Raw genomic sequence first — 10,485 nt, 5'->3', positions numbered from 1 at the left:
ATTGATGTTTAACTTTCTAAAAGTACTATGGGGTCTAGCTTCTGGTGCTTTCTACTTTTATCTACGCTCATCAATATTTAGATGCGTTTACCCTGAGAGGGTACCAGCTTTAGCTAATGCTTGAACTGCCCACTCTAATACAAGAGATGGAGCATTACCCGGATGCCAATTTCCGTTTTGAGGATTGGTTTTAGGGGCAATTTGTTGTAACTGCTGTTGAAATTGTTGTGCTGATTGTCGTGCTTTTTTGGCTGCTGGGCCGCTGTTAGGAGCATTCGCATCTACGCCAACTGCATCAATAGCTCTATCTACACCAACTCCTCCAGTTAGTTCGCGGATTGCTTCAATTGGATCTTCGGCATTGTAATCAATGATTTCTGCACCCAAATCACGCGCCATTTCTAAACGTGAGGGAATTGTATCTACTGCAATGATGCGTCCTGCACCGAACAATCTGGCGCTAACGATCGCAAACTGCCCAACGGGACCACAACCGAAGATGGCAACTGTATCTCCTGGTGTGATCTCTGCAATATCGGCTCCAAAGTATGCCGTAGGGAAGATGTCAGACAACAGAATTGCTTGGTCGTCTGTAACCTCTTTTGGTAATTTTACTAACCCTGCATTGGCATAAGGGATTCGAGCATATTCCGCCTGCAATCCATCGAAGGGGCCTGTTTCTTCTGGGCCTCCGAAGAAAGCTGTCCCAGCGTTATGTCCGTGAGGATTGGCGTTATCGCATTGAGCATTATATCCAGTACGGCAGTAAGAGCAGTAGCCACAGGCAATTGTTGAGGGAACGACGACGCGATCGCCCACTTTTAAATTCCGCACATTGGAACCAATCTCTTCAACAATACCGACCCCTTCATGTCCGAGAATAGTACCGGGGTTCATCCCTGTAAATGTTCCTCGAATCATGTGTAAATCTGTGCCACAAATTGCACTAGAGGTCAGTCGAATAATGGCATCGGTTGGTTCTTTAATTTTTGGTTCTGGTACGTTATCTAATCGAATATCTCCGATTCTGTGAAAAACTACTGCTTTCATGGTAATTATTCCTAATTCATGAGGTTTACATTTCAAACAAAAATGAGTAGCTCGTGTTTTGTGGTAACTCAAAAAACGAGAAACTATTTATGCAATAGAGCAACAAATCTTGTATCCAAATTATTTTTTTGATGGATAGATTCAGCAGACAGTTGAGCCTATTTTGGGCTACACGACATACGCACTTAGAAATTATGGTATCGATATTGCTATAGTTTCTTATCGTCCTCTAGAAGGAGATAAAAAATTGTAGACTGCAACGGTGTAATTGCGTTGTTCCCATTAGATTGTTTTTGATGAATTCTTGCCGTAATAAAATTACACCGCTAAGCCAGAGTTACAGGTTAAGCTGCGTAGCATCTGACATTTTTTCTTTGTATGAAACCGCCCTGGGATTAGTAAATATAAAGGGACACTTGTCCTTGATCACAAGGGGTAAGTGCGCGGAGTTTGCTGCACAGTAATCCAATGATCGGTGGTGAACTCCTCAATCGCCCAATTACCACCAAAACGTCCTATGCCACTATTTTTTTCGCCACCAAAGGGAGCATTCGCTAGGTCGTTTACTGTCTGGTCGTTGATATGTGTCATCCCCGCTTGCATTGAGCGTGCGAAACGCAACCCACGTCCTTCATCACGGGTAAATACGGCACTTGATAAGCCATATTCAGTATCATTCGCCACTTGTAATGCTTCTGCCTCATCACGAACTTTAATGATGGAGGCGATAGGCCCGAACATCTCCTCACGTGCCACTGACATCTGATTGTTAACATCGACAAAAACGTGTGGCGGAAGCATTAGCCCATCGGGGTCGCCACCGAGCAGTTGACGGGCACCTTCTTCATGCGCCTTCTGAATATGCTTGAGGTGTGAATTCAACTGAGCTTCATTAATGATCGGGCCGATGTCAGTATCTGCTTCGTTCGGATCGCCCATCTTCAGATTGCGGACGCGATCAACAAAGCGATCAACAAACTCATCATGCACCTGCTCATCGACAATTAGCCGATTTATACTCATGCAGATTTGACCTGAGTTTAAGAACTTACCAAACACAGCAGCCTTTACCGCCAGTTCCAGGTCGGCATCGTCTAAAACCACCAATGGACTGTTACCCCCAAGTTCAAGCGAAGCCCGTTTCATCATGGGGCTAGTCATTGTCAGTTCCCCAATATGCCGCCCTGCTTTTGTCGAGCCAGTAAAGGTAATCACACGTGGGATAGGATGGCTGACAAATGCATCTCCAATCTCACGGGCTGGCCCTGCCACAACGCTAAACACGCCGGGAGGAAGTCCCGCTTCCTCGAATATCTTGGCAAAGATCAGACCACCTGTGACGGGAGTATTCGAGGGTGGTTTCAGCACTACCGCGTTGCCTAGTGCAAGGGCGGGGGCGACCGAGCGATTCGTAAGATTGAGAGCAAAGTCCCACGGACTGATTACACCTACTACACCCACTGGACGGCGATAAACTCGGCTTTCTTTACCTGGAATATCAGAGGGGAGAATGCGCCCAAGAACACCATAAGGAGCCGAAACAGCCTGTTCCATGACATCACGCGCCGCAATCCATTCCAGGATTGCCTTCTTGCGTGGGCTACCTGCTTCCCGAATCGACCACGAAATTATCTCCTCGCGACGAGCATCCATAATGTCAGCTGCACGACGCATAATCAGCGATCGCTCACTCGGCAATGTCTCTGCCCATGCCACTTGATTACGCTGTGCTTCTTGATAAGCATCTTCTAAATCACGTTTGTCCGCCGCCAAGATTTCCATAATCACGTCTTGACGGTATGGGTTGATGGGTTGCAATTTGTGTTCGGAACGGCCTGTAACCCAACGTCCCCCAATAAACAGGCGATCAAATCCTGTGTAGGGGACAGGTGAATTACTAGGATTTGAATTAGTTGTACGGTTGGGTGTTGTAGTTGTCATTGAAAAAACCTCATTAGTTTCAGTTGGGGTAATCTCTTGTGTTCTAGCTGCGATCGCTTTTAAATTTATCGTCGTGGCTCACTTCCCAACTTTTGAATAAATTTATTAACGAATAGCTTTTGGGTTCACACCGAGAATTAGCTACTTTCCTTACCTTTGAACAACCGATGCCAATATTTGGTCAATCGCTGCCAGTACATCCGCATCTAGCTCTACTCCTGATGCAGCAGCGTTATCAACAATTTGTTCTGGACGGCTAGCACCAATAATTGCTGAAGACACACGCTCATCTCGTAGTACCCAAGCCAGAGCTAACTGTGGCATACTCAACCCTAAGTCTTGGGCAATGGGTTTGAGTTTCTGTACTGCTGTTAGTGTGCGCTCGTTAAATAACTCTTCCATCAAAAACGAATTCATCTTTTCGTTAGCAGCACGAGAATCTGGAGGTGGAGTTTGCCCTGGCTGGTATTTACCTGTGAGTACACCTTGAGCTAACGGCGACCAAACAATTTGACTGATGCCATTAGCTGCACATAATGGAAACACCTGCGCTTCCGGTTTGCGCCAGAGTATGGAATACTGGGGCTGGCTGGAAACAAAGCGTTCAACATCAGCAAGATTCAGCGCTGCTTGGATCTGCTGCGGACTCCATTCGCTAAACCCGATGTAACGAGCTTTTCCCTGACGCACTACCTCAGTAAGTGCCGTCATGGTTTCTTCTAAAGGCGTATTTGGATCGTAGCGATGGCATTGGTACAGGTCAACGTAATCAGTACGCAGTCGCTTTAAGGAAGCATCAATTTGTTTTCTGATTTGGGCTGCTGAGAGTCCTCGCTCATTGGCTGACATGGGAAAGAAAACTTTGGTCGCTAAGACATAACTTTCGCGCTCAGTACCAAGCAATACTTCTCCCAAAAATGATTCAGCCCCTCCCTGAGCGTAAACATTTGCAGTGTCAATAAAGTTAATTCCAACCTCAAAAGCTTTATGTATGCAAGCCTCTGCATTTTGCTGCTCTACACCACCCCCATAAGTCAGCCAGGAACCGAGACTAATTTCAGAAACGCTCAACTCGCTGTTTCCCAGTTGTCTGTATTTCATTTGTATTTCTCGTTTCACTGTTGTTTTCATGCTTATTGATCTCCGAAAAGCTATTTTTAGCGTATTTACAAACTTTGTCTCAAGCCACCACAGCTTTCCTCATTCAAATTGCAGATATTTGGTCTGTTTATATATACCTAATGAAGAGTCTCAATTTCTGCGCCATCGCTTTACGACTATAAATTTCGTGACAAGAGCAATCTTTTTTATATCCGAATGCCACGAAGATTCATGTCAAACCTAGCCAGGGCTATCTTGTTGGGGGTACGGTATAGCCTGAGTCTGTTTAAAAAAATTGAATTTTAGTGCATCAAATAGAAAAATATCTTCTTCCTTCCCAACACCCAACACCTTAAAGTCAGCCACTGATTTGTTGGCTTAAATATCAAAAACCCAAAATAATTTTGACTTCTAGACAATGATCCTACTGCGATCGCTTTAAGGCATCTGCCCGAAAAAGAGATTTATATCCAATTAATAAATTCTTCAGTAAGAAACTGGTATTTTCCATACTTTTGCAGTAAGGTGTTTATTCTGTGCAATTATTAATACTCATTTTCTCCCAATTTTACTCAGACAAATTTTAAGCCAATGCCTTCGAGAGAACAGCCAATGAATACTTCTAATGAGATACACGCTAAGAAAATCATCAAAAAATCCGACAAGCTCACCTGAGACAAATGAAATTAATCGAGGAGGCTGAAGACCAACAACTTCTAGCTAATACTGTCAATTCTACTGCCCCTATGGTTGAGGTTGAGGAGAAACCAGTAGCGATTTCAGAGCCTAGAGTTCCTGACTATGTTCCATTCCTTGACAATCCTCCAGTACAATCGGTGGGCAATTCCGGCTGGCAGGTTTCTGATGTCTGGCGGGATCTGCGCGTGGATAGCTTCTCGAATTAACCCGGAACTAAGGCAACCGCCTGAGCAACTTTTGTAAACTATCTTTGCACCAAGTCAAAGTTATAGTTGCATTGTGCCTATAATAAGTTACGGCTAACTATAACTGGAAGTTAGCACCCTGTAAATGGTTATCGCTTGGATTACGCATCAAAAGCGATACCAAAGACAAACAAAATTTATCGGCAGCGCAATAGTTCCTATTCCGTTGCCAACATGCACTTCTTTGCGATCGCATGTGGGTTTGCAGACTAAGTGAAATTTTTTCAACGCAAGAATAAGGGTTTGAGCAATTTTTGTTGCAGACTAAATGAAATTTTTTTGCAGACTAAGTGAAATTTTCCCCCGAAATTTGCAGACTAAATGAAATTTTCCTCAATTACATAACATCTTGATTTGCGTCATTTTGAGTTAAGCCCCAACCAAGCAATGTATGCAGTTCTAATAAAGGGAAAAATACGTAATCACTAATTATCGTATCTTTAGCTATTAAACCTTCAAATAAATCATAATAATAACCAGATAAATTATCTCCGTCTGATGCTTTTAAATTTTCTAAATACTGAATGTCATCAGTATAATTAACTAAATCTATCTCAGGGACTTGACAGAGCAGAGAAATTTGGTAGGACAAAGCAAACTGTTCAGCACTGATAGTAGTTATAGAAGAATTACGTAAATCAAATCCACACTTGCATTTGAGTAATTTAGCTCTAAAAAACTGAATAGACTGATGACAATTAGGACACTTTTCAATTAGAAAACATTTATGGAAAGGACATCCTGTAACACTATGCAGATGCCACACTTGACGATAATAAGGCGATAACTGCAAACAAACAGGGCATAATCTTGGCCCTTGTTTGCGAAGAAACCTAACTGGAATATTCTCTCCAAATGCTTGAACAATAGTTGTATAGAAAAATTTAGTCTTGCCAAGAGCCACAGAACTAAATGCCATCGACCAAAGAGTTTTTTCTGACACTCCAGTAATATGACTTAGCAAACATAAACTATCAAATTGAGGATAAAAGATATTGGCATACCTTTCTGTCTTTGTTAACCCAGAAACTTTTAAAATATAATCGGGAGAAGAGTAATAATTACTATCAGCGAGTCGGGCAATGTACCCAACTAAACTTTCATCAGCGTAAGGATGAGGGCGGCGTAAAAGTTTGTTATCAGTGTACAAGCTAACTCCCTCCTTCTCCTATTTATGTAAAATGTCAGATGCCTTTGTTGAGCGAGTTTTTGGTTTAATTCTGCGATTAGTAGCTTCTAACGTTGAAAATTCTTGTAAGGAAGAAATTTGCTTTTCATATAAGAGATATTCATCAGTAAGGAAAGGGTTATACTTGTGCAGCTTATCTGCTTTTACATACTTGTCAAATGCAGTAGCTAAAACATTTAAATCAAGTTTCTCTAACCCTTGACTAAGTGCTAAATAAGTCCCATAACGAATTAGTTTCATCACATAAGCAACAACACCGTCAGATGCGTAGTAAAAACGCAAGGACATTTCTTCACTAGCTAAACAAGATTCATCACTCAAGGGAAGTTGTGATTCCACTGCATGTATAAAAGTCCGAAATTCTTTACCAGAATCCGCTTTCCATTCAAAAGGGCTGAGAGTATATCTATTAGTAAACCTACGACTTAGCTGAGAGTTAAAATTAAAAACTGCATTACTTTCTGGTAAACCAATTAAAATTATCGGAACTTTAGCATCTAAAATTAAATTTTTTAACCAGTCAGAAACAGTTTTTAGTACCTTAGCTGAATCTCGGTCAATAAAATGTTGAAATTCATCTAAAAAAATAAGTTCTACACCACAATCTTTCATTAATCCTATTAGCCTAATAGTCTGACTTCCTACTGTACCCTTATCATAAGCAGGGTCTCCTAATTCCCAAAGAAGCTTAGTTACAACACTTTTGACTGTCGCTGGGGAAGGAATGGTAACAGACAATATCGGAACAACTGTACCAGTAGCTGTTTCATATCTGGGAGACTCTTGAATGTAACTTCTAAAAATAGTAGTTTTACCAGTTCCAGTTTCTCCTTGCAAAAATAAACAGTCTGGCTCATCTTTTAAGTTAGAAAAACGATGGCAATAATCAATAGCTGATAAAATCTCTTTGATGCGAGGATAGATAACATATATGTTATTAGCAAGATACAATCGCTCTGATAATGTCATTTTTAGCAAATGCTTTTTATCTAACATAGATTTATATCTCCGAATTTGGTAAACCTATACTAATATCCCACCCAGATAAATCTGGCTTCCACTCATCAGCCGCTTTGTCATTAATAGGAACTGTTTGCTCAACTTGAGATAAAGATTGTTGCTTTCGGGTATGTTTTCGCTTTTTTGGGATTTTTAAGTTAACGTCAGTTGAATTTAGATGTAATTCTTGATTTAACTCAACTTCAAAGGATGAGTTATCAGTATCTTTCTCATTAATCTGTGAGGATTCAGATAAATTAAAAGCACTACCAATGTCAGATATGCCTGCCATTGAACTATTATTAGATTCGTCCTCTATCAGGTGATTAATACTAGTAGTTAATGTTGTTGGTGTTATAGGATTTTCCGGTTTATCCCTGTTAAATCCTTCTCTTCCTATACCTTTCCACCTAGCCATTGCCGAACGAGTTTTACCTTTTTTAGTTAATAGCCATTCTCTTTCTACTATTTCTTGAATTTTCTTTTTAGCTAAAGCAAGGGCAACAATATCTACTTTTTTATACTCAATTGCTGCCAAATTCTTAATCACTTTGTGTTGCCACAGAGACAGTCCTTGAGTATAAGCATAAGATACAGCAGGTATGGCTATAAAATTGTCACAAGTTGGGTCAAAAACATAGATACTGGATAAATCGAGAGGGTCAATTTTAATGGTCGCTTTCGCTCTGAATCGCTTACTCGAACTGCTTTTTTTATCTGATTTTTCAAAATCAGCACGTAACTGGACAAGTTCAGCACTATTGTAATAAAGTCCCTCAAACTCTATGCCTTTTATAGAAATAACTCGTTTCTCAATCCGTCCGAGCAAAACCCTTAATTCCTTATGTGAAGGTGGTAATGCAGGTGGATATTCTAATAATGCTTTTTCCCAAACCTCAGAACGGGGGCATTTAAATTCTGGATGAGCATCTTGATTATGAATATCAATGATAAATATATGAATCATTTCTTGTAAGGCATCAAATGAAACCACAGCATTTTTTTTAGGATCATAATCATATTGCTGTGTAAACTCTAAAAGGAAGTGCCCAGGTTGACCTACCAATATTTTGGTATTTAACATCCCAAAAAATCTTTCGACCCCTGCCTTATACCAAGGCATTTTAGGTGGGGTATATTGAATATGAATTTGAAGCTGGCTACAAGCATCCTTAAAATGTTCGCTATAAAATTCCTTACCATTATCGACTACCAGTGTTTCCATTAATCCATAGCTAGTCCAGTGATGCTCTACTTGAGGAAATTTACGTTTAACATAATCTTTAGGACGAATAGCATTGAGCAAACACTGCATCACACTCAATGAACTAAAAGGTTCAAAACTTAGATAATAACCAACAACTACACCTGAATATTTATCGATAGCAGAAGTTAATGCAGGAGTTCCTATTGGTAATCGAGTTTCCTCATCCACTACAAAAAATGGTAGTTTTGTATGGTCAATCTCTACTCTTTCTAAAGGACGAGTTACTCGCAGAGATTCTTGGCTTGCAGTATACATTTTATCTGCAACTTTAGAACCATATCTAGCCTTAACTTTTTCATAGGGTTCTAGTTTATAAATAGAGCGATAAATGGTTGTCCGATGCGGAATTTTTAATTTTTCTAATCCAATTTCTTCTCGAAATTTGTTTTCTTGTTCAAGGCTAGCGACCACTTCATCATAAACGGCATCCACGGTGGCTCTAAATGGAGTTAGATAAATTTTTTTAACAGCTTTTTCTACTATTTCATTGACTTCAGCTTGTAACTTTGAGCGATAATCTCCACGACCTCTATAATTTGGTACTAGTGAGCGAATGTCTTTTCCTGAATACTCGTAACCTTTTAGCCAACGATAAAGTGTAATGTGACTTGGCGGATGAGAATCATTAATTTTTTGAGATATTTCTTCTATGATTGGACAGAGGAATTCTTTGGTGCGCCTACTATCATTTTTCTCTAACACAGCAAGTATATATTGTTCTCTTCTTAGGGCTTCCTGCTTTAAATCTAAGGGGATTTGTGTAAAATCTGCGCCACAATAATTTTTTTTATTTGCTTTTGTAATAGCTTGAAGATTTTCAAATTCCAATTCATCCTTGAAAAATAACTGAATTAAATCAGTTTGGGATATGCAGGATACATTCTCTGTTACGACATCACAAATTTGAAAGCTCCCATCGGTTAATCTTTGTTTGATAGTATACCCTCGACCTTTTAACCAAAAGTGTAACCCAATAAATAGTTTTACCCTACTCATATAGAAAACTCCAGTAGAGAAAGTGCTTTTTGATTTATATAGATTAGGCTATTTGAACTAATAGGTTGCTTTAAGTCAGTTTTCAGGAATCCTAGAAAAATTAATTTCAACAAAATATTTATACTAATTTGCTTAGGTGCTAAATCTAAAAGAGCAGTTTTTATTGATGTTGAAACCTGCCTTTGAAAATACTGGTAGCAGTCTAGGGTATTATTGATACTTAACGGTTCACCAGCATATTTGTAAATCAGTTTGAGATTATTTAACTGCGGCTGAACTCGAATCATTGCATCCGTAACTACAACGAATTCCCAACCTTTCTCTTCACAGATGGGCGCGATCGCTCGGAATAAGCTGAGATTTTTATCAGAATTTACTTTGCTTGCTGGTTTGACCTCGACAAGTAACTTTTTATGCCTGCCTTCAACAAAAAAATCAGGAGTATACCGTCGTTGACGGTGATTAAACGTGTAAAAGATGCTCAATGGCTGGCTATGGTACGACAGTACATCTGGATCAGTTTCCAGCAGGTACATATAATCCCTCTCAATTAGAGACTCATACCATATACCTGTCTGCATTTTCAGGCTGGAAAACAGACCAATGTTTTTCTTGCTGTTGGAGTTAGTTATTTTTCTAGCTGGGTTAGCCAAGCTGAACCTGCTCTTTCCAGACTTGAGCGGCTTGAAGTCCGGTATTCTTAAAGATTATGCGATATGAAACGCATTTCACTTAGTCTGCAACAAAATTTCATTTAGTCCGCACAAATTTCACTTAGTCCGCACAAATTTCATTTAGTCTGCAAACCGACAGTTGTATATCAAGGAAAGTAGTTTTAATCGGAGTTTATATCGGATAAAAGATAAGGGTTTCTTATTTTGTATTCACCATCTTGTAGCATGATGTTGTCACTGAAAGCATAAGATGAGCAATTTGCTCACTTTATGGTTTCAAAACAGGTCGCTCATCTTATGCTTACAAAAGTAGAGGTAGTGAAC

Annotated in this window: 8 protein-coding genes; 1 reads left to right on the top strand and 7 read right to left on the bottom strand. The window is 39.8% G+C overall.

Going from position 1 to position 10,485, the window contains the following annotated elements:
* Positions 1 to 87: 87 nt before the first annotated feature.
* The 3 genes from V7L31_RS14605 to V7L31_RS14595 form a co-directional block, all read right to left on the bottom strand.
* Positions 88 to 1,050 (bottom strand): alcohol dehydrogenase catalytic domain-containing protein, encoded by a 963-nt coding sequence (locus V7L31_RS14605; RefSeq protein WP_334696893.1) that lies wholly within the window; start codon positions 1,048 to 1,050, stop codon positions 88 to 90.
* A gap of 426 nt (positions 1,051 to 1,476) precedes the next feature.
* On the bottom strand, positions 1,477 to 2,991 hold the full coding sequence (locus V7L31_RS14600; protein WP_334696892.1) for an aldehyde dehydrogenase family protein: 1,515 nt from the start codon (positions 2,989 to 2,991) through the stop codon (positions 1,477 to 1,479).
* A gap of 150 nt (positions 2,992 to 3,141) precedes the next feature.
* The gene (locus V7L31_RS14595) at positions 3,142 to 4,122 is read right to left on the bottom strand and encodes an aldo/keto reductase family protein (protein ID WP_334696891.1); all 981 of its coding nucleotides are present in this window, start codon (positions 4,120 to 4,122) and stop codon (positions 3,142 to 3,144) included.
* 650 nt (positions 4,123 to 4,772) lie between these two features.
* Between V7L31_RS14595 and V7L31_RS14590 the strand changes: the two genes are divergently transcribed.
* Positions 4,773 to 4,997: a hypothetical protein gene (locus tag V7L31_RS14590; RefSeq protein WP_334696890.1), complete on the top strand. Its 225-nt coding sequence runs from the start codon at positions 4,773 to 4,775 to the stop codon at positions 4,995 to 4,997.
* Positions 4,998 to 5,373: 376 nt separating this feature from the next.
* On the opposite strand, the gene V7L31_RS14585 is transcribed toward V7L31_RS14590, so the two are convergent.
* From V7L31_RS14585 to V7L31_RS14570, 4 genes are read right to left on the bottom strand one after another with little or no spacing between them, the layout of a single operon-like run.
* Complete coding sequence (locus tag V7L31_RS14585) at positions 5,374 to 6,186, bottom strand: TniQ family protein (protein WP_334696889.1); 813 nt, start codon at positions 6,184 to 6,186, stop codon at positions 5,374 to 5,376.
* A gap of 18 nt (positions 6,187 to 6,204) precedes the next feature.
* Complete coding sequence (locus tag V7L31_RS14580; RefSeq protein ID WP_334696888.1) at positions 6,205 to 7,221, bottom strand: TniB family NTP-binding protein; 1,017 nt, start codon at positions 7,219 to 7,221, stop codon at positions 6,205 to 6,207.
* A 4-nt stretch (positions 7,222 to 7,225) separates the two neighbouring features.
* Positions 7,226 to 9,487, bottom strand: a complete 2,262-nt coding sequence (locus tag V7L31_RS14575) for a Mu transposase C-terminal domain-containing protein (protein ID WP_334696887.1) — start codon at positions 9,485 to 9,487, stop codon at positions 7,226 to 7,228.
* The gene (locus V7L31_RS14570; RefSeq protein WP_334696886.1) at positions 9,484 to 10,023 is read right to left on the bottom strand and encodes a TnsA endonuclease N-terminal domain-containing protein; all 540 of its coding nucleotides are present in this window, start codon (positions 10,021 to 10,023) and stop codon (positions 9,484 to 9,486) included. Before V7L31_RS14570 ends, V7L31_RS14575 begins: the two co-directional genes overlap by 4 nt.
* Positions 10,024 to 10,485: the final 462 nt, after the last annotated feature.

The sequence above is a fragment of the Nostoc sp. genome (assembly GCF_036916655.1).
GTDB lineage: Bacteria > Cyanobacteriota > Cyanobacteriia > Cyanobacteriales > Nostocaceae > Nostoc.
This window is presented reverse-complemented; position numbering and strand designations above follow the sequence as displayed.